This is a genomic window from Lacrimispora sinapis, from assembly GCF_043633585.1.
Lineage (GTDB): Bacteria > Bacillota > Clostridia > Lachnospirales > Lachnospiraceae > Lacrimispora > Lacrimispora sinapis.
This window is the reverse complement of sequence record NZ_CP141832.1, coordinates 3114898-3134763: the sequence shown is the minus strand read 5'-3', so window position 1 is coordinate 3134763 and position 19866 is coordinate 3114898. Positions and strand designations below refer to the sequence as shown.

Sequence of the window (19866 nt, the reverse complement as noted above, 5' to 3'; positions counted from 1 at the left end):
AAGAATTTTTGAGTAGTATAGTATAAATCAGAAAGGAGAACCAATAATGGATGAATTGATCAGTATTATTGTTCCAATTTACAAAGTTGAGAAATATATACATAGATGCGTTGATTCAATTATTAATCAATCTTATAAAAATCTTGAAATAATTTTAGTCGATGATGGTTCTCCAGATAATAGTGGAGTGATTTGTAATGAGTATCAAAAACAGGATTCTCGTGTTAAGGTAATTCATAAAAAAAACGGTGGATTGGGATTTGCAAGAAACTCTGGTCTTGATTGTGCATCTGGTAAATATGTAACTTTTATTGATGGCGATGATTATATTGGTAATAAGCAAATCGAGAAGATGTATAGTTTTATGAAAGAAACTGAAACAGACACTTGTATGGCTGGCCACACAAAAGTATATAAAGATAAACAAGTCGAACATCTTAATGTTTGTTCAGGAAAAGTATATAAAGATAAGATTAAAGAACATATTCTTCCAAGAATGTGTGGGGCGGATGCTCATGGAAATGACTACATTGAAATGTCTGTGTGCATGGTTCTTCTTTCAAATGAGATTATTCAAAATAACCATTTAAGATTTGTTTCTGAAAGAGAATATGTTAGTGAGGATCTTGTATTCGACTTTGAATATTATCCACTGTCAAAAGGAGTTTGCATATTAGATACAACAGATTACTATTATTGTGATAACGAGGACTCATTGACAACAAAGTATCGAGGCGATCGTTTTGAAAGTCAAATAAGGCTATATAAACTTTTGATAGACAAATCAAAGAATCTTAATATAGAAAATCTTTGTAAGGTCAGATTGCAGAATACAGTTATTGCTATTGCTAGGTATTCAATAAAATTGGAATACAAATTTGCAGGTTCGAATGGAAAGAATATTGCTAATGAAAATGTGCGTAGAATTTGCAAAAATAATACGTTACAAGAAATAATGAGTGAATATGATGATCACGATATTAGAATGGCATCTAGGGTAATTAATTATTTGATTAGACATCAAAATTATTTTTTATTGAAAATTACGATGAAAGCAAAAAATATTTTTGGCATTTAAACAGAAGGGAGAACATGATTAACATTGTGCAATCATGTATTTATTAGTATGAAGATTTCAAATAGTAATTTATATAAATATATATATGCACTAATATTTTTGCCGCTATTTGTTAGGTTTTTTACAGATAATTTTGGTATGTCTTATGCGGTCATGCCCCTATTTGATGCTTATGCGGTTGTGCTATTATTAGTAGTGTTTTATTTATCGAAAAAAAGAAATAGTATTCTCGAGTTCTGGTTATTTGTTTTTGCTTTTTCTGGAATAATATCTATTATTGTTAATGGAGGGGTATCATTTTCAAATCTTTTTTACAGTGTTAGGCCATATTTTAGAATGATCATTGCTATAATGATTTCTGCATTGGCATTCAATATAAAGCACCTTGAAAAATTATTTAAGTACGTGGAAACGTTGCTATACGTGAATGCTATTGTTATGACATATCAGTTCCTCTTCCAAGGATTAAGGCAGGATGTTATTGGAGGGACATTTGGAAATAACCAAGGTGTCAATGCAATTCAAAATATATTGTGCGTGTTTGTTTTTTGTGTTACTATTGAATACTATTTAAAATATATTTTTTCAAAAAAGAAATTAATTATTAATGTTGTTGTTATTTTTTATATTGCTATTATGGCTGAGATCAATATGGTGTTTTTTGAAGCTGCAATAATTGGTGCGATATTATTTTTATTAAATAAATCCAAACATCAGTATATATCAAAAAGAAAATTATTTTTTATATCAGGTGGATTATGTGGTATTGTGATAGGGCTTTATTTGTTTATGAAATTTAATACTGAGAGATTATTTTTGTTATCCTTGCCCAATATACTAGAATATTTGGGATTTAATAGTGGTAATACAGGAGTATATAAGATAAGTCGTGTGAAAGTGTTTTCTCAGTTGGGTAACTCATTCTTTAAAGATGACTTATGTGGTTGGCTTTTTGGATTTGGCTTGGGAAACTGCTCTACTCATTCTTCATTTTACAATATTCATCAGAACTTACAATATACTTTTTTTTCCAGTTCAAATATTTTTTTGGAGACAGGATTATTTGGAGTCTTTGCAAATTTAGGGGTTATTGTAAGCACATTGGTTTTGTCAATTAAGAATAGAAAAATAATCTATGATCCCAAACAAAAAGCATGGATGGATATATCAGTTGCAATTACTATAATTATCTTACTTTTATTCTTTTACAATACAACATTGAGAGATACTTATACTGCGTTTTTTGCAGGGATGCTACTTGGAATTCCCTATGCTATCAAAAAAATACAGAAAAATTAGCAGTAAATTAATGGAGAGATTTATATGATTCCCAAAAAGATACATTATATATGGCTTGGAAAAAATAAAAAGGATAGAGCTTCGCAAATATGCATAAATGGATGGAAATCCATTCTTAATAATTATGAAATTATTGAATGGAATGAAGATAATTTACCGTTGGATAAAATAGCATTTAATAATCGTTTTTTTTCATATTGCATGAAGTATAAATTATGGGCATTTATGTCCGATTATTTGCGTCTTTGGATTCTATGTCATGAAGGTGGCATTTACATGGATACAGATGTTCAAGTTATCAAACCATTTGATGATTTGTTGATTAATCCTATGTTTCTAGGTTATGAGATGAACAATTACATAGGAACAGGAATTATTGGTGCTGAGAAAAGTAATCCGTTTATTAAAGAGTTGCTGGACTTTTATTCTGTGAAAATTTGGAAAGTTAATTATTATAATAATCCTATTATTTTTAGTAACGTTTTAAAAGAAAGACCAGATTTAAATAATCATTGTGTTATTTTGGATAGAAATGTCCTTTCTCCCTATGATCCGTTTAAAGATTATAAAACAGATCAAGTTGAAACAGATGAAACATATACAATACATTGGTTTAATGCAAACTGGGGGCTGACAAGGAAAGGATATGTTTTCTTAAATACCAAGCAGTTTACAGGAATAAGAAAAACTATTGAAATTATTAGAAAGAATATTGGTTATGAATTGCGAGTGAAAGGATTCAAACCATTTTGAAATTTAGGTGAGTTGCTGAGTGTCCTTTACCTTTTAAATTTGGTTGCAAAGATATATAGGATTTTAAACACTGCGTATCTAATGAAAGGAAATCTAGCTATGAAAGAATTACTAAAAGTATCAATTATTATACCCGTAAATAATGCAGAAAAAACCTTCATTCAGTGCGTTGACAGTGTTTTGACACAGGACTACAAGAATGTTGAGTGTGTTTTAATTGAAAATGGCTCCATTGATTGTTCTAAAGCTTTGTGTTTGAAGTATGCAAAACAGTATACCAATGTTATAGTTAAATCATTAGAAAGTGCAGGGGTTTCCGAGGCAAGAAATATGGGACTATCAGTGGCTAGTGGGGACATTATAGGTTTTTGTGATTCTGATGATTTTTTGGAAAAAAATGCGATATCCTTGGTTGTTAATGAATTTCTTATGAATCCTGAAATTGTTGCTGTGTTCGGTGGATTTAACACAGGGTATATTGCTGCAAATAATTGCATTATTAAGGAATATAGAGGGATTAGTGAACAGACGATATCTGCTAAGAAGGCGTTACAATTAACTATTATAAATGATTCTGTGATGGGAAGTGTCTGGAATAAATATTACAGAGCCGAATCATTAAAAGATAAAAAATTTCATAATGAATTAAGCTTTTGTGAAGACATGCATTTTAACGCAATTGTATTAAATTCAATGAAGGATACTTGTTCTGTTAGGGTGATTAGTACTCCTTTATATTGCTATATGCAAAATTCTAGTAGCGTTACGCATAATGAACATATTATGTTTAACAAAAATGATGAATTAAAATATATAACTGCATTAAAAAAAATTGATTTTGATTGCAAATTGGATTCAAAAACGAAAAGTTTACTTAAAATGAAAATGGCTTGTTTTGCCATTGATTATTTAGAAAATGAAAAGATTGATCGAAATAAACAAAATAAGCTAATATTTGAATTAAAGAGGAATTATATATGCTTAATAAAAAATATATTTGTAAATAATTGGAAAAAAAATATAAAAAGAGCTTTTAAGAGTTTATTCTTTTTTAGAAGAGGTTTATAAAAATATGGGAAGAAAAAAAAATGTATTGTTGGTCACGCTATTTGACAATAATAACATAGGTAATAGATTGCAAAATTATGCTTTATATCATTTATTGGAAGCACATAATGTTAATGTAGTGACTTTGGACAATTGTTATACAACACAACCATCATTTAAACATATAATAAAAATGCAACTAAAAGGCATTTTGGGGATATTTGTAAATCGGAAATATCTTGATGAATATAATCAATTTTGCGTAACTAATAATATAAGGAAGGCAAATAAAAATTTCAACAAAAAGAATATAAAAAATGTAATAAGAATTACAAATAATCAAGAAGCTTTTGAGCGAAAATGGACAGAATTTGATATTGCCATAGCTGGGAGTGATCAAATCTGGCATAAATGGCATGACGATGTCAATGAGTTACCATTTTATTATTTAGAGTTTATGCCTAAAGAAAAAAGATTTTCGTATGCAGCCAGTTTTGGCTTTGAACAAATCCCTAGTAATGATTTACAACAGCATAAAGTTGGGTTAAATGGTATGAAACTAATATCCTGTAGAGAAAAAACGGGTTGTAACATTGTAAGAGATATTTTGAAAAGAGATGTGCCAAAAGTATTAGATCCTACACTTTTGTTAAGCCCATTAGAATGGAAAGAAATAGCAGGACAAGCATCTAATGTTGTAAAAGAACAAAGTAACTATGCATTTGTTTATTTTTTGGGTGATGTAATTGAAGAGTATAAAAAGTATATGAAGGAGACAGTGAAATCTTTAAAAATAATAAATATAATAGATTTTTCGGATAATAATCGTATGATATCAAAATGTGGACCAAGTGAATTTTTAAGTTTAATTGAAAATGCGGATTATATTTTTACTGATTCGTTTCATTGTACTGTTTTTTCAACACTGTTCAATAAAAAATTTACCGTTTTTAGACGTATTCAGCCTGGATTTGAGAAAATGTTTAGTAGATTGGAAGAATTTTTATCAAGTAAGGGCCTATTAGATCATATTTATGGTGGGACTCAAGTTGAAGCCTCAAATGATTTTGACGAACTATTTAGATATTCAATTAGTTTTTTGGAAAAAATATTGGAGTTAAATAATGAAGATAGAGAGAACTAAGAATGCAGTAAGGAATATAGTATTTGGTATTATTTTGAAAGCATACCAGATTGTAGTGCCTTTTTTAATGCGTACAGCCATGATTTATCTCATGGGTGTTCAGTATCTTGGATTGAATTCATTTTTTACATCAATTCTCCAAGTGCTGAATTTAGCAGAACTTGGTGTGGGTTCTGCTATGATATATAGTATGTATAAGCCAATTGCTGAAGATGATAATATAACAATTTGCAAATTAATGAAGCTGTATAGAACTTACTATAGGGTGATTGGCCTTGCTATTGCTGTTATTGGTTGTGTATTAACACCATTTATTCCGAAGCTGATTTCTGGTGATTTTCCAAATAATCTTAATATTTATGTTCTTTATCTTCTGAACCTTGGAGCTACAGTATTGTCCTATTGGCTGTACGCATACAAAAACAGTATTTTGCAAGCTCATCAGAGAACAGATATTGTTAGTAAAGTCACGTTGGTAACAAGTTCAATTCAGTATGCTTTGCAGCTGTTAGTTCTATGGTTGTTTAGAGATTATTACTTATATGTTGTCGTTATGCTGGCAACGCAGGCTATTACTAATATTGTGACGGCAGTAGTTGCAGATAAGCTGTATCCGCAATTCAGTCCGAAAGGTGGATTGCCACAACAAGAAGTATCTAAAATTAATGGTAAAATTAGAGATTTGTTTACTTCAAAAATTGGAGGAATTATTGTCAATTCTGCGGATACAATTGTTATTTCTGCCTTTTTAGGTTTAACGGCATTAGCTGTATATCAGAATTATTATTTCATTTTAACATCAATTACAGGATTTATAACAATTGTTTTTTCAGCAGTCACCGCAGGCATTGGAAATAGTCTGATTGTTGAGACAAAAGAAAAGAATTTTAAAGATTTGAATGTGTTTACATTTATTATTTGCTGGATATCAGGATTTTGTTCTTGTTGCTTTTTGAATCTATACCAGCCATTTATGGAATTATGGGTTGGAAAAGACCTAATGCTCGATTTTTCTATTGTTATTTGCTTTGTTACCTATTTCTATGTATGCGAAGTGAATCAGTTGCTTAATACGTACAAGGATGCCGGAGGTATTTGGCATGAAGATAGATTTAGACCGCTTGTTACAGCAATTGCTAACTTAGGTATGAACTTAGTCATGGTGCAGTTTTGGGGGTTATACGGAATTATTCTATCTACGGTCTTGTCAATGCTTTTAGTCGGTATGCCGTGGCTTGTTCATAATTTGTTTACCACAATGTTTGAAAAGAAAAACATGAGAAAATATCTGGCTTCTTTAGCATTTTATGTTTTTATTTCAATCGTTGCAAGTATAATTTCTGTTGTTGTGTGTAATTTTGTCAATTTTGGACTTTGGATAACATTGATTGTGAGATTTATTATTTGCCTTATTGTTCCTAATGTTATGTTTTTGATAGTTTATAATCGAAAAAGCGAATTCACACAAAGTATCTTGCTTATAAATAAAATGTTACATGGAAAACTTGATTTTATTGTAATGAAGGTGAGGTCGTAAATGAATCATTATTATACTGATGAAATCAATACGTTGGTACTGGTTTCTCTTTTGAAGGCGCACGGTATAAAAAAAGTGATTGCGTCTCCTGGAACCACGAATATTTCCTTTGTTGGATCAATTCAATTTGATCCTTATTTTGAAATTTATTCTGCTGTCGATGAGCGTGCAGCTGCTTTTATGGCATGTGGTTTAGCAGAAGAAGCAGATGAACCAGTTGTCTTGACTTGCACTGGAGCTACAGCATCGAGAAATTATATTCCGGGACTGACCGAGGCATATTATAGGCATCTTCCTGTTCTTGCTGTTACATCAACACAACATGGAGGGAGAATTGGAAATTACGTTGCGCAGATTATTGATCGCTCTGAGCAATTTTCAGATATGGTGAAAAAGAGCTATCAAATTTCAGCAGTGTATTGCGAAGAAGATAAGCAGTATACAGTAACTGCTATCAATGATGCAATTCTTGAGTTGTATCACGGTGAAGCTGGACCTGTTCATATTAATTTGTTTACAACATACTCCAACAATTTTGTAATCAAGGAACTTCCACGTTTTAGAGTTATCTATAGAGTCATAAATCAGGATTTTCCAAAGATTCCAAAAGGAAATATTGGAATCTTTGTGGGTGCACATGAAAAATTTACTGCAGAAGAAACAGCAGCAATTGATGGCTTCTGCAAAACAAATAATGCAGTTGTAATATGCGATCAAATTAGTAATTATCGTGGTAAATATAGATTTTTGGCCAATTTTGTAAACAGCCAGGAAAGAGATTTAGGAACAAGATATTTTGATCTGATTATATATATTGGCTATGTTCATGGAGCCTACCTAAATTTTTATGGAAAAGAAGCATGGCGTGTCAACAGGGATGGTGTAATAAGAGATCCTTATCGAAACCTAACTTATGTATTTGAGATGGAAGAGCAGGACTTTTTTGAACACTATACTGATGAAAGCGAAAATAACACAATAATTAAAACATGCTATGATACTGAACAAAAATTAAGAGAAAAAATACCAGAGCTTCCATTCTCAAATATGTGGATTGCGAAGGAAACAGCTCAATATATTCCTGAAAATTCCGTCCTCCATCTTAGCATTCTGAATACGTTGCGTATTTGGAATTATTTTGAAACGCCAAGTAGCGTATTATGCTATTCAAATTCGGGGGGCTATGGAATTGATGGATGTGTTTCTTCTTTTATCGGATCTGCAATTACCAATCAAGACATTGAGCATTTTATGATAGTGGGCGATTTATCGTTCTTCTATGATTTAGATACGTTGTTCAATGAAATTCCTCCCAATGTTCACTTTATGCTTATCAACAACGGTGTTGGAACAGAGTTTAAGAATTATAATCATCGTGCAGCATATTTCGGAGCAGATGCTGATAAATTTATGGCAGCAAAAGGTCATAATGGCTTTAAGAATCCTGATGTTGTTAAAAGTCTCTGTGACAATTTGAAAATTCGTTATTTTTCCGCAACTAGTAAGGAAGAGTTTGCTGCACTTAAAGATAACTGGTTGGCAAAGAGTAATGCTCCAGTTTTGATGGAGGTTTTCACAACGGATAAGAATGAAAGTGATGCTTTGAAGTTGATGAACAGCATTGAAAGTGATACTTCAATGAAGTCCAAATTTAAAAGGAGTACTGTGGGCAGAATTATAAAGAAAATAATCCGAGGTTCATAATATGGATAGAGTGACAACTTTAATTTATACAGAAGATTTAGAGAATATATCATTCGTACAGGAGTGTAAAAGCAACGGATTAAATTGTATATCGATAATTGACGCTAGATCAGCGGTTTATGTTGCAACAGGAATTAGTGCACAGAATCAAAGCAAGGTTGCAGTTTGTGTGAATGCCGGCAATGCATCAAGAAGTGCATTTTCCGGAATGACCGAGGCCTTTTATAGAAAACTTCCTGTTGCTTTAGTTACTGTTGGAAAAAAACTCGATTATACAAGAGAACTAAACGATGCTGTTGTAGGGCATTACACAGCATTAAATTATGATGATGTTTTAGAACTACTTAACGGTAAGTTTCCTATGCATATCGAACTGCTCGTGGAGAATCCAGAGTACGAAAAAAAAGAATGTGATGCTTTGCAAATGGTTCTAAGTTCTGTGCTGGATAAAAATACATATTTGTATATTTCACCTGGTATAAAAAAGAGTGAAGTTCAATATATGGGAAAAGTAGTATATGGAGGAATGCCCGACTGCTATGAGGGGGCAATGGCAAATGTTTTGGGAGCTTCCTTGGCGAGAATACGAAAAAAATATATTGGATTAATTACTGAAGATGAGTTTATTCATGATATTAACACGCTCGGCAATATAAACATGAATGACTTGATCTGTTACATTGTTGTGTCTCAAGAAAAGAATAAGATGATTATCGACTATGCAACGGCTATGAAATTTGAAACGTGTGAGGTTAAAAATGATTGCTTGAAACCAGATGATATGAAAAGGCTGGTATTGAGTAAGAACAAGGGACTTCTTGTGCTTTATAAGGAGGGATAGGTTTGGAAGTATTGGTTTTAGGTGGAACAGGAGCGATGGGAGTTCCTTTGGTTAAACTATTATCGCAAAGAGGAGATACTGTATATGTGACTACTAGATCGCAGAAACAAAATTCAGGAAATGTTATATATGTTTGTGGAAATGCAAAAGATCCTGTTTTTTTTGAAAAGTTAATGAATAGAAATTATGACGCTATCGTTGACTTCATGGTTTATGGAACGGAAGAACTTCAACAGCGACTGGATAGTTTGCTAAACCATACAGACCAGTATTTCTTTTTTAGTTCTTCAAGATGCTATGCAGACTCCAGCGTAGCAATTAAAGAAGATTCGCCTAGATTAGTGGATGTTTGCAAAGATCTAGAGTATATAGCTACAGATGAATATGGTCTTGCAAAGGGAAAAGAGGAAAATTTACTATTTGCCTCAAAAAAGAAAAATTGGACGATCATTCGTCCTTACATTACCTATAATACTTATCGAATTCAACTTGGTGTCTATGAAAAGGAAAACTGGTTGAGAAGAGCTTTGGAAGGAAGAACAATCATTTTCCCGGAGGATATCGCAAATAAAAAAACATCGCTGACTTTTGGACCAGATGTAGCAGGCGCAGTTGTTGAACTGATTGGAAATGTGAAAGCTTATGGACAGGCTTTTCATATTACAACAGCTGAATCGTATACTTGGGGTGAAATCCTGAATTTTTATTGTGAAAAGATTGAACAGAAAACAGGAAGAAGACCAAAGGTAAAAATGGTAAAAGATTCAACAGAATTACAAAGAGTGTGGAATCCCTGGCAGATACGTTATGATAGATTATATAATAGGACTTTCGATAATTCAAAAATTGAAGCTGTAATAGGAAAATATGATTATGAGCTATGCTTTGTTGGACTCGGTAAGTGTTTGGAAGAGTTTTTAGAAAATCCAATGTGGTTAATTAATAATAATACGAGGTATGAGGCATGGTGTGACCGTCAAGCAGGGGAATTTACACCACTAGATGAAATTCCAGGACATTTCAACAAGTTGAGATACCTTAAATGGAGATTTATAGGATAAGATAAATACAGAAATGTCTATTAAAGAAGCAAAAGACATGAGAAAAAATATTTGATGATTATATTAAATTTGACAAGACATAAGAAGGTGACCATTTGGACAAGAAATACCAATTCTTTATATCATCAACATATGAAGATTTAAAAGAAGAACGCAACATAGCAATTTAGACAATTCTTACAATGAACCAGTTCCCCATTGGCATGGAAATGTTTAGTGCCGCTGACGAGGATCAATGGGAAATCATTAAGAAAGCTATAGATTCTTCCGATTATTACATTTTGATAATTGGAAATAGATATGGTTCCATTGAAAAATCTACGGGCATAAGCTATACGAAAAAAGAATTTAATTATGCTATAGAACAGAAATACCTATTCTTGCATTTATTGTGTATCCGCTACTTAAACTACCGTAGTGTCATTTACTCCTCCTTGCCGTAAGATTAGGATAGTTGGAGTAAATCACTCTGAGTTCTAATCTTGAACGGCAAAAGTTGTAGCATTTCACTGCTATTAATTTCAAACTTTTGAATCATTTTACTCCAACTATTTTTTGGAGGATTTAATCATTGACAAAAGCTCAAAAAGATCAATACTGGATGAACTGCATCCAGAAGTGCCGCGTTAGCGGCTTATCTGATTATGCATGGTGTCATCAGAACGGCATTTCTACCAGCTCTTTTTATTACAACATCAAAAGACTGCGCAGGAATGCATCTGCTGTACCAGCATCCGTTCCGAAGGTTTTAAAGAAATAGGAAGTTGTACCAGTCCACTACAATGAATTGTCTGAAACAAAAGTACTTAATCCTAATAATCCACCGGATTCTATCCTAATCCGTCTTGAATTTCATGGTATCGTTGTAGCGATTAGCAATGATGCAGATGCCGCCATTATCAGAGCAACGCTTTCTGCGTTGCAGCAGCTGTGTTAGGTGACCTCTCCGGTGTGGCCAAGATTTATCTGGTCTGTGGCTACACGGACATGAGGCGCAGCATTGATGGTTTCATGGAGATTGTCCGGGATTCCTTCGAGTTGGATCTTTACAGCAATTCACTTTTTCTCTTCTGCGGAAAAAGACGTGACAGGCTGAAGGCATTGCACTTTGATAAAGATGGTTTTGTGCTTCTTTACAGACGATTAGATGCTGGCCGTTTCCAATGGTCAAGTAATTCTTGTGAGGTCCAGAACCTTACAAGACAGGAATTCCGTTGGCTTATGGAAGGTCTGTCGTAAGCGCCTAATTTAAGGGTGGATTTTAAATTGCGCCGTTTACCTTTATAATTGTTATCAGGAAATGCTAGCGCTTTCCTCCAATTCTTTGCGAGAATGCAAGCATTTTACTCTATTTCGGAGACTAGCAATTATGAAATCAAAACGAATTTCTGCCGATGAGCAGTTCTTGCTCATCATGGAGTGCCGACAAAGCGGCCTCTCCAACTATCAATGGTGTCAAATGAATGATATTAATCCAGGCACCTTTTATAACTGGATCAGTAGACTTCGTAAGCGCGGAATGGTAATCCCCATGTCATCTAATCAAGGAAAGAAAACATCAGCACCTTTGCAGGAAGTGGTAAAAATTAACTTAATGCAGGATTCGGCATCAATGCCTGCTCCTTTGCAAGTAGAGAAAAATACTTGCATTGTTCCGAATCTTGCTACCAAAGAATTGCCTACGGTTGAAATTCTGATTGGGAAGGCAACAATCCGCTTCTTTAATAACACAGATAAAAACCTGATAGAATCTACTCTCAAATGCATGGGAGGTGTTATGTTGTGCTAGGTGATATTTCCTCAGCAACCAACATCTATATCATTACAGGCTATACTGATATGCGTAAGTCCATAGATGGACTCTGCGCCATCATTCTAGACCAGTTGAAAGCGGAACCGTCTGCCACATCCATTTATCTATTCTGTGGCAGACGATGTGACCGAATCAAGGTTTTACTCCGAGAGCCTGACGGAATGGTTCTTCTCTATAAACGGCTTGACGTTGTTCAAGGCAAGTACCGGTGGCCAAGAAATAGCAGTGAGGCAAAAAACATTACCTGGCAGCAATTCGACTGGCTTATGACAGGGCTTGAAATTGAGCAGCCGAAAGCTCTTGTAACTGCCTGAAACCCTTGATTTTTCTGGCTTTTTTCCTCTTTTTATGGTATACTTTTTATAGTAAACTAAGGAGCAAAAACGTGGCGAACAGTAGTAAAGATATAAAACTCACCCAGCTTAAAGATATGATTTCCGAACTCAATACTACCATCAAAACACTTACGGAAGCATTGAATAAACAGCAGGCTGAAAATGATAATCTCAAGGCTGAACTGGCTTGGTTTCGCCAGAAGTATTTTGGTGCTTCCAGTGAACGCCGCGTGGATGATGTACCAGGCCAATTGAATCTTTTTGACAACCTCCCAGAGGACGGGAAACCGGTGGAACTTATTGAACCGGAGGTTGTCCATGCTCCAAAGAAATCTCGGAAAAAGAAACCTACTTTAGCAGAACAATTTAAGGACATTCCGACCAGACAGATAAATGTAGATACACTGACCGAAGAGGAAAAAGCATGCCCAATCTGTGGAACCCAAATGATTCCGATTGGAACAGAACTGATCCGAAGCGAAATCGTTTATACTCCGCCAAAGCTGGAACGTATCGAATACATGGCAGCTACGTATTCATGCCCAGAGTGCAAGGATACGGAGGAACCACAGTTTATAAAGGATAATGGAACGCCTGTATTGATTCCAGGAAGTTATGTTTCAGAATCTCTACTGGCATATATTATTTATCGTAAGTACGGATTGTACATTCCTCTTTATCGTCAGGAACAGGATTTCCTGCAGATGAACGTTCCAATAGGACGAACCTCTATGGCACACTGGATTATTATAGTCGGCATTGAATATATAATGCCGTTGTATGATTACTTTCATAGGGAACTGCTAAAACGCAGATTCCTTATGATGGACGAGACACCAATCCAGGTATTAAAAGAGGAGAACCGGCGGGCACAGACAAAATCTTATCTATGGGTTGTGCGAACTGGTGAAGATGGATTAAATCCAATTCACCATCATAGAGATGGCAAAGGCGTATGACTTAAATTTATATGAATATCTGAAGTTCTTGCTAGAGAATCGTCCCAGCAAGGGCATGTCAGATGACGAGATAGCAAAACTTTCACCTTGGGATGAAACAGTCCAAGAACTTTGCAAGAACAAAATGGAGTAAAATGCTTGCATTCCGGAATTCTAGCAATAGGATCCGGAAATATGTTTTAAGGTATACCCCGAAATTATGCGCTTACGATATTATGGAGTTTAACATTCCAGGGAGGGGATGTATATCTATTGGCGATGATTCATTGTTTAATGGAATACTGGCGGTTGGAACATAAGCAAGGTTATTAGTCCTCGTCTTGTCAACCGACTTCTGGATCATGCCCTCTATAGACTAGAGAATGAGAATTACCCGGTTGCTCATACTGATCGGTGTTACCATTATCCATGGACAGGGTGGATATAACGAATGGCAGAATTTTGCCTTAAGCGTTCTATGTTAAAGAAAGGTTGCTCTTCGGATAATTACGTATGTGAAGGATTCTTTGGACGCTTGAAGAACGAGATGGTTTATAATCGCAGCTGGACAAAAATATCAATTTAGCAGTTTATTACCATTTTTAATAATTACTTGATTTGGTATAATGAAACCAGAATTAAAGTATCACTTAAAAATATGAGTCCATTGGAATACCGGTAAAGTCTTGTATTTGCATGGTATACAGTCTATGAAACTGTCCGCATCTCTTTATCTTCTTCTACTAAAACTAAAGTTATTTATAATAAGTGTTTTAGAAGGGACCACTTGTTCTTACATTAATAAACTTATTATGCTGCATGTTAGAATACATGGGAAATTAAAGCTTAAATGTTACAGATTTTCTTGAACAGTACACATTCTTATGAAAATCTTAATTGTCCCCCCTAAATTGATGTGATATGATAATTATCATAAATGTTGTCTATACAAATTATTATATAATGTATTTTAAGAGTAAAACGAAAGAGGGAAAGAACATGTATCAAAAACGAAAGTCAATAGAAAATATATTGATTTTATTGATTGATATCATCAGCATATGGATTAGCATAGGTATATCATATGGTATCAGATATGGTATACTTTATGGTAAGGACGATCATATGGATCAGATTTGGCAGGTTATGCTTATTAGTCTTATGTATGGTCTTATGAACCTTTTAGCGGACTTTAACCACCATTTTTTCAGAAGAGGTTTCTTTGAAGAATATGTGGCGGCAGTAAAAAGTCAGCTTATATTTTCTGTTTTGTGGATTCTAACGTTATTTTTGTTACATAGGAGTAGTGACTTGTCTCGTCTGGTTTTTGGGTATTTTACTATTATTAATATTTGCCTAGTATTTGGAGTAAGAGTTATCTTTAAACAGTTTATGTTAAAAATATATAAGATGAGTAAATACAGTAGCCGATTATTGCTAGTTACTACATCAAACCAAATTGAGACAATATTACAAAATTTGTTGGGGTATAACGATTGGAATAGGCTTTTAGTAGGTGTTGCACTTACAGATCAATCAAAAATTGGAGAATTGGTTTGTGGTCTTCCAGTTGTGGCTGATCGTGAAACACTTCTTGAATTTGTGGTTCGAAATAATGTAGATGAAGTTTTTATAAATTCAGATACGCTTTCAGAAAAAGCTGTTCTTCATAATTGGATATCAGAGTTAGAAAATATGGGGATAATAGTAGATTTAAATATTGATATTTTTAACATTCCCTCAACTGGAAAAAAAACGCTTAATCGTGTAGGCAAGTATGCAGTTGTTACCTTTGCTCGAAATCTTTTTTCTTCTAGACAGGTAATTGCTAAGCGAGGGTTGGATATATTGGGGAGTCTTGTTGGATTGATATTGCTTGGAATTGTTACAATTTTTGTTGCTCCAGCCATAAAACTTGATTCTCCAGGCCCAGTTTTTTTCGGACAAACCAGAGTGGGAAAAAATGGAAGAAAATTCACCTTTTACAAATTTCGATCCATGTACCAAGATGCAGAAGAACGTAAAAAAGCTTTAATGAAAGAAAACGAGGTAAAAGGCTTAATGTTTAAAATGGAGAATGACCCCAGAATAACCAGGGTTGGAAAATTTCTTCGTGATACCAGTATTGATGAACTACCTCAGTTTTGGAATGTATTGCGTGGGGATATGAGTCTGGTGGGGACCAGACCACCTACAGTGGACGAGTTTGAACATTATGAAGCGAAACATAAGTGTCGTCTTAGCATGACTCCAGGGCTTACCGGACTATGGCAGATTAGCGGCAGGAGTGATATTAAAGATTTTGATGAAGTAGTAAAGTTAGATATGCAGTACATAGATAATTGGTCTATTTTACTTGATATTAAAATAATAATAATGACTGTTTGGGTAGTATTGACCAAAAAGGGGTCAAGGTAATAATTAAGTACTGTATTCAGCTTTATAAAATACAGATAAACTTAAGAGGAGAATAACGATGGATAATAATTTGTACGAGTATGAAATTGACTTAAAAGACCTTATTTTTGCTGTATTTAGAAGATGGCGTCTAATTTTATTAGCTGCTTTTGCAATGTCATTTATGCTAGGTGGTTATAAATGTGTAAAGGAGTTTTTAAACCAAAAGGATGATGAGTATGTCTCTGAATTAAAGAAAGAGTATGAAAATGATCTTGAGCAGTATGAGCAAACCTTAAAGGGCTATGAACGGGACATTGATATCTTTACTGACAGTATTGATTATCAGGAAAAGTACAAGGAAAATTCTATTTTGTTAAAGACAGATCCATATAACAAGGGATTTGCATCAGCAGATGTTTTTGTAAAAATGTCAGAAATGCCTAAGACTGCAGGTACTGTGGTTACTACGGTTGATTTAGCAGATGGAGTAGTAAAAGCTTATGCATCAGCAATACAGCAAGGAGGAGCACTTGAAAGCCTTTCTCATGATATGGGAATTGATATCATTTACTTAAAAGAACTTGTTCAGGTCACTACAGATTATGATAGCAATATGTTAAATATCAGTGTAACCTATCCGGATGAAAAAGGTGCAAAGAAAATTTTGTCTAAAATAACAGATAGCATTGATTCTATGTATTCAGAAATTCAAACAAACCTTGGCAGCCATAGTGTGATTATTATGAATCAAAATGTAGGAGTTATAACAGATCAGACGCTAGCGGATTATCAAAAACAGAAGGTAGATGATTTGGCTGAAACGAATACGAAATTAAAGGATACAGAAAAGGCTTTGGAAGAACTGGAAGAGCCTATGAAACCAGTTGCTCTATCCAAAATGTCTATTATTAAAGCTGGAATAAAGTTTGGGATTTTAGGCTGGCTTGCAGGGGCATTTATATCTGCATGTGTAGTATGTGCAATATTCCTTTTAAATGGAAAAATAGGTGCCGATGATGATTTGAAAAATCGCTTTGGTTTAAAATTCCTTGGCGGATTTTCGGAAAGAAGAAAGAAAAGAGCATTTTCTGGTATTGATGATTGGTTGGATTCTGTTGAAGGAAAAGAAAGTGTTCCTGATGAGTCAATCTATGACATGATAGCAGCCAATATCCATATTTATAATAATACTGGACAGTCAGTATTCGTTACTGGAACTGTAGAGGAAGAAGTATTAAATAATTTTGTAATAAATCTTCAGCGGAAATTGCCAGATTTGGTATTAGGTTTTGGTGCAGATATGAACAAAAATGTATTTACGTTGCAAAAAGTCTATGAATATGATCAGGTTGTTCTGTTAGAGGAGAGAAAACGGTCAAGGCTTAGGGCGGTAGAAAAAGAAGTTGAGACAGTTTTAAATATGAATAAGGTAATTTTGGGGTATGTTATTTTGGATGCACATAACAAGTAGTATAGACGTAGGGAAATAAATAAAATTAGGATTGGCATTACTTCAAACTCTGATTCAGGTACTATCTCATGCTCAATGATGCCAAAAATTTTCAAAAAGTGTATATCGCATGCGGTTATACTGATCTTCGACTTGGCATTGATGGACTTGCTGGAATTGTAAAACAGTACTTCAATCTGGATCCATTTACTCCTAACATCCTTTTTTTATTCTGCGGAAGAAAGTCCGATCGAATCAAAGGATTGCTTTGGGAGGAAGACGGATTTCTTCTTCTTTATAAACGACTTGAAAATGGTCGCTTTCAATGGCCAAGAACTGAATCAGAAGTTCTAAGTATAACATCAAACCAGTACACCTGGTTGATGCAGGGACTTTCGCTTGAACAGAAGAAAATCATCCGAAAAGTGAAGCCGACGTCTCCTATATAGTGGTTGTGCAATTCGTAGAAAATAAAAAACTTATATAAGTCCGATAAACTCAAAATTTATTAAGTTATCCACACATAGTTCTCTTTGAGCTATAGAAGAAAGCATCTCTGTATTCATGTGCTGGTTTGCTGTGGATAAGCATTCATAGAATCCTGTTTTTAGGGATTTTTTCATTACTATACAGTACTTTTTCCAATCGTCATTCTGACGATAGCCCCCGTCACGGCCATTCGCTTTTTTTCTGGTTTTCCTGTATAATAAAGTATAAAGTCAGTATAAATGCGGAGGAAGTCATGGCGTCTACTTATTCTAAGGAAGAACTGAATCAATGCAGTAAGGAGGTCCTCATTGATCTCTTTCTATCAATGCAGGAACAGATGAATCAGATGAACCACAACCTTAAACTTCTTACCGAGCAGATCGCTATTGCAAACCAGAAACGTTTCGGCCGTTCATCTGAGAAGCTTGATTTCGATGGTCAGCTCTCTTTAAATGGCTGCTTTAACGAAGCGGAAGTGACTGCCGATTCTGATGCTTCTACAGTAGAGCCTGAGCTGGAAGAAATCTGTCCTCATTCCTATAAGCGTCACAAGAAAAAAGGAAAACGAGAGGAGGATCTCAAAGGAATCGAAACAAAAGAAATCTCTCACGAGCTTTCAGATGAACAACTTACCACGCTTTTCGGAAAAAATGGTTGGAAACGTCTTCCTGATGAAGTCTATAAACGTCTTACTTTTCATCCTGCAACATTTCTAGTGGAAGAACATCATGTGGCTGTCTACGCTGGAAAAGATAATCAGTCCATTATTAAAGCAGATCGTCCAAAGGATCTTCTTCGTAACAGCATTGTAACATCCTCCCTTGAAGCAGCCGTGATGAATGCAAAGTATGTCAATGCCATCCCGTTGTATCGATTGGAGCAGGAATTCGCACGTAATGACGTACATTTGTCCCGTCAGGTTATGGCGAACTGGACTATTCTGTGTGCGGAAAGATACCTTTCTTTGCTTTGGGATCTTCTACACACCGAATTGTATAAATGTCCTGTGATCCAAGCAGACGAAACTCCGGTTCTGGTCAGTAAAGATGGGAGAAAAGCTGGTTCAAAAAGTTACATGTGGGTCTATCGTACCGGAAAAATGTATGATGCACCGCCAATCGTATTGTACGAATACCAGAAGACCCGCAATGCCAGCCATCCACGTGAATTCTTGCGAGAGTACAAGGGAACATGTGTTACGGATGGCTATCAGGTCTATCACACGTTAGAAAACGAACGTGAGGATTTAAAGATTGCGGGTTGCTGGTCGCATTCACGTAGAAAATATGCCGATGTAGTTAAAGCCCTTGGTAAGGATAAGGCGAAAGATACTCTTGCTTGGCAAGCACTAAAACAGATCGGTGCAATCTACAAGATAGAGGATGAACTCGCAAAACTTTCACCTGAGGAACGATTAAGCAGGCGTCAACTCAGTGTCAAACCACTAGTAGAGGCTTTCTTTGCGTGGATTCGTGAGAATCGTGAGAAAGTACCACCGAAGTCCGAAACCGGGAAAGGATTTACCTACTGCCTGAATCAGGAGAAATATCTTAAAGTATTTCTAACTGATGGTAGAGTTCCAGCCGACAATAACGCAGCGGAACAGGCAATTCGTGGCTTTTGCGTAGGCAAAGCCAACTGGCATCTGATTGATACCGTGCATGGAGCCAAAGCCAGTGCCATTATTTATAGTATTGCAGAGACCGCCAAAGCGAATAATCTAAAACCTTATAATTACTTCGAGTATCTGTTGAGTGAGATTCCAAAACATCAGGATGATACAAACTTGGACTTTATGAAGGGCTTATTACCATGGTCAGACTTACTTCCCGATGAATGCCGAAAACCAATGAAATAGAAAAAACATACGCCGCCAGAAATGGCGGTATTTAAGTAAATGGTAAATAACCCGTCTACTTTTGGATTCCTCATAAAATTGAGATAATGGTGTAAAGTTGAAAAAGTTTCTAACAAACT

At 34.7% G+C, this 19866-nt stretch carries 20 protein-coding genes; all 20 read left to right on the top strand.

The genetic code is table 11. The annotated features are described in order from the left end of the window. Positions 1-46 precede the first annotated feature (46 nt). The 20 genes from VIG27_RS14765 to tnpC all read left to right on the top strand — a co-directional run bounded on the left by VIG27_RS14765 (position 47) and on the right by tnpC (position 19747). Entirely contained in the window at positions 47-1078 is a 1032-nt protein-coding gene (locus VIG27_RS14765; protein ID WP_394523273.1) for a glycosyltransferase family 2 protein, read from the top strand. A 48-nt stretch (positions 1079-1126) separates the two neighbouring features. Beyond that, positions 1127-2377 (top strand): hypothetical protein, encoded by a 1251-nt coding sequence (locus VIG27_RS14760; RefSeq protein ID WP_394523272.1) that lies wholly within the window; start codon positions 1127-1129, stop codon positions 2375-2377. A 24-nt stretch (positions 2378-2401) separates the two neighbouring features. Continuing rightward, the gene (locus VIG27_RS14755) at positions 2402-3130 is read left to right on the top strand and encodes a glycosyltransferase family 32 protein (protein WP_394523271.1); all 729 of its coding nucleotides are present in this window, start codon (positions 2402-2404) and stop codon (positions 3128-3130) included. Positions 3131-3229: 99 nt separating this feature from the next. Then, positions 3230-4198, top strand: a complete 969-nt coding sequence (locus VIG27_RS14750; protein ID WP_394523270.1) for a glycosyltransferase family A protein — start codon at positions 3230-3232, stop codon at positions 4196-4198. Positions 4199-4202: 4 nt separating this feature from the next. Beyond that, on the top strand, positions 4203-5321 hold the full coding sequence (locus tag VIG27_RS14745) for a polysaccharide pyruvyl transferase family protein (protein ID WP_394523269.1): 1119 nt from the start codon (positions 4203-4205) through the stop codon (positions 5319-5321). Beyond that, positions 5302-6858: a lipopolysaccharide biosynthesis protein gene (locus VIG27_RS14740; RefSeq protein WP_394523268.1), complete on the top strand. Its 1557-nt coding sequence runs from the start codon at positions 5302-5304 to the stop codon at positions 6856-6858. Before VIG27_RS14745 ends, VIG27_RS14740 begins: the two co-directional genes overlap by 20 nt. Further along, positions 6859-8562 carry a thiamine pyrophosphate-binding protein gene (locus tag VIG27_RS14735; RefSeq protein WP_394523267.1) on the top strand — a complete coding sequence of 568 codons (1704 nt, stop codon included), beginning with the start codon at positions 6859-6861 and terminating at the stop codon, positions 8560-8562. It abuts the gene before it with no gap. Between the two features lies 1 nt (position 8563). Further along, positions 8564-9403, top strand: coding sequence for a hypothetical protein (locus VIG27_RS14730; protein ID WP_394523266.1), 840 nt, complete (start codon positions 8564-8566; stop codon positions 9401-9403). A gap of 2 nt (positions 9404-9405) precedes the next feature. Next, the gene (locus tag VIG27_RS14725; protein WP_394523265.1) at positions 9406-10464 is read left to right on the top strand and encodes a hypothetical protein; all 1059 of its coding nucleotides are present in this window, start codon (positions 9406-9408) and stop codon (positions 10462-10464) included. A 182-nt stretch (positions 10465-10646) separates the two neighbouring features. Then, positions 10647-10907 (top strand): DUF4062 domain-containing protein, encoded by a 261-nt coding sequence (locus VIG27_RS14720; RefSeq protein WP_394523264.1) that lies wholly within the window; start codon positions 10647-10649, stop codon positions 10905-10907. Positions 10908-11035: 128 nt separating this feature from the next. After that, on the top strand, positions 11036-11224 hold the full coding sequence (gene tnpA, locus VIG27_RS14715) for an IS66 family insertion sequence element accessory protein TnpA (protein ID WP_394523263.1): 189 nt from the start codon (positions 11036-11038) through the stop codon (positions 11222-11224). Between the two features lie 191 nt (positions 11225-11415). Next, positions 11416-11703, top strand: coding sequence for an IS66 family insertion sequence element accessory protein TnpB (gene tnpB, locus VIG27_RS14710; RefSeq protein WP_394523262.1), 288 nt, complete (start codon positions 11416-11418; stop codon positions 11701-11703). Between the two features lie 130 nt (positions 11704-11833). Next, entirely contained in the window at positions 11834-12253 is a 420-nt protein-coding gene (tnpA, locus tag VIG27_RS14705; protein WP_394523261.1) for an IS66 family insertion sequence element accessory protein TnpA, read from the top strand. Beyond that, positions 12247-12591 (top strand): IS66 family insertion sequence element accessory protein TnpB, encoded by a 345-nt coding sequence (tnpB, locus tag VIG27_RS14700; protein WP_394523260.1) that lies wholly within the window; start codon positions 12247-12249, stop codon positions 12589-12591. The genes tnpA (VIG27_RS14705) and tnpB (VIG27_RS14700) overlap by 7 nt, the downstream gene beginning before the upstream one ends. A 71-nt stretch (positions 12592-12662) precedes the next feature. Continuing rightward, positions 12663-13571: an IS66 family transposase gene (locus VIG27_RS14695; RefSeq protein WP_394523259.1), complete on the top strand. Its 909-nt coding sequence runs from the start codon at positions 12663-12665 to the stop codon at positions 13569-13571. Between the two features lie 592 nt (positions 13572-14163). After that, entirely contained in the window at positions 14164-14232 is a 69-nt protein-coding gene (locus VIG27_RS14690; RefSeq protein ID WP_394527609.1) for an IS3 family transposase, read from the top strand. Positions 14233-14549: 317 nt separating this feature from the next. After that, a complete protein-coding gene (locus tag VIG27_RS14685) occupies positions 14550-15968 on the top strand; it encodes a sugar transferase (protein WP_394523258.1) in 1419 nt (472 codons plus the stop codon). Between the two features lie 58 nt (positions 15969-16026). Next, positions 16027-17421 carry a hypothetical protein gene (locus VIG27_RS14680; protein WP_394523257.1) on the top strand — a complete coding sequence of 465 codons (1395 nt, stop codon included), beginning with the start codon at positions 16027-16029 and terminating at the stop codon, positions 17419-17421. Positions 17422-17489: 68 nt separating this feature from the next. After that, entirely contained in the window at positions 17490-17849 is a 360-nt protein-coding gene (gene tnpB / locus VIG27_RS14675) for an IS66 family insertion sequence element accessory protein TnpB (RefSeq protein WP_394523256.1), read from the top strand. Positions 17850-18142: 293 nt separating this feature from the next. Further along, positions 18143-19747: an IS66 family transposase gene (gene tnpC, locus VIG27_RS14670; RefSeq protein WP_394523255.1), complete on the top strand. Its 1605-nt coding sequence runs from the start codon at positions 18143-18145 to the stop codon at positions 19745-19747. Positions 19748-19866 lie beyond the last annotated feature (119 nt).

What these genes read in the sequence shown, in the direction of transcription:
- VIG27_RS14765 (WP_394523273.1), top strand. Translation starts at nt 47, where the DNA reads ATGGATGAATTGATCAGTATTATTGTTCCAATTTACAAAGTTGAGAAA.
- VIG27_RS14730 (WP_394523266.1), top strand. Translation starts at nt 8,564, where the DNA reads ATGGATAGAGTGACAACTTTAATTTATACAGAAGATTTAGAGAATATA.
- VIG27_RS14685 (WP_394523258.1), top strand. Translation starts at nt 14,550, where the DNA reads ATGTATCAAAAACGAAAGTCAATAGAAAATATATTGATTTTATTGATT.
- VIG27_RS14735 (WP_394523267.1), top strand. Translation starts at nt 6,859, where the DNA reads ATGAATCATTATTATACTGATGAAATCAATACGTTGGTACTGGTTTCT.
- VIG27_RS14745 (WP_394523269.1), top strand. Translation starts at nt 4,203, where the DNA reads ATGGGAAGAAAAAAAAATGTATTGTTGGTCACGCTATTTGACAATAAT.
- tnpB (WP_394523256.1), top strand. Translation starts at nt 17,490, where the DNA reads ATGCTCAATGATGCCAAAAATTTTCAAAAAGTGTATATCGCATGCGGT.
- VIG27_RS14720 (WP_394523264.1), top strand. Translation starts at nt 10,647, where the DNA reads ATGAACCAGTTCCCCATTGGCATGGAAATGTTTAGTGCCGCTGACGAG.
- tnpC (WP_394523255.1), top strand. Translation starts at nt 18,143, where the DNA reads ATGGCGTCTACTTATTCTAAGGAAGAACTGAATCAATGCAGTAAGGAG.
- VIG27_RS14760 (WP_394523272.1), top strand. Translation starts at nt 1,127, where the DNA reads ATGAAGATTTCAAATAGTAATTTATATAAATATATATATGCACTAATA.
- VIG27_RS14755 (WP_394523271.1), top strand. Translation starts at nt 2,402, where the DNA reads ATGATTCCCAAAAAGATACATTATATATGGCTTGGAAAAAATAAAAAG.
- VIG27_RS14750 (WP_394523270.1), top strand. Translation starts at nt 3,230, where the DNA reads ATGAAAGAATTACTAAAAGTATCAATTATTATACCCGTAAATAATGCA.
- VIG27_RS14680 (WP_394523257.1), top strand. Translation starts at nt 16,027, where the DNA reads ATGGATAATAATTTGTACGAGTATGAAATTGACTTAAAAGACCTTATT.
- VIG27_RS14740 (WP_394523268.1), top strand. Translation starts at nt 5,302, where the DNA reads ATGAAGATAGAGAGAACTAAGAATGCAGTAAGGAATATAGTATTTGGT.
- tnpA (WP_394523261.1), top strand. Translation starts at nt 11,834, where the DNA reads ATGAAATCAAAACGAATTTCTGCCGATGAGCAGTTCTTGCTCATCATG.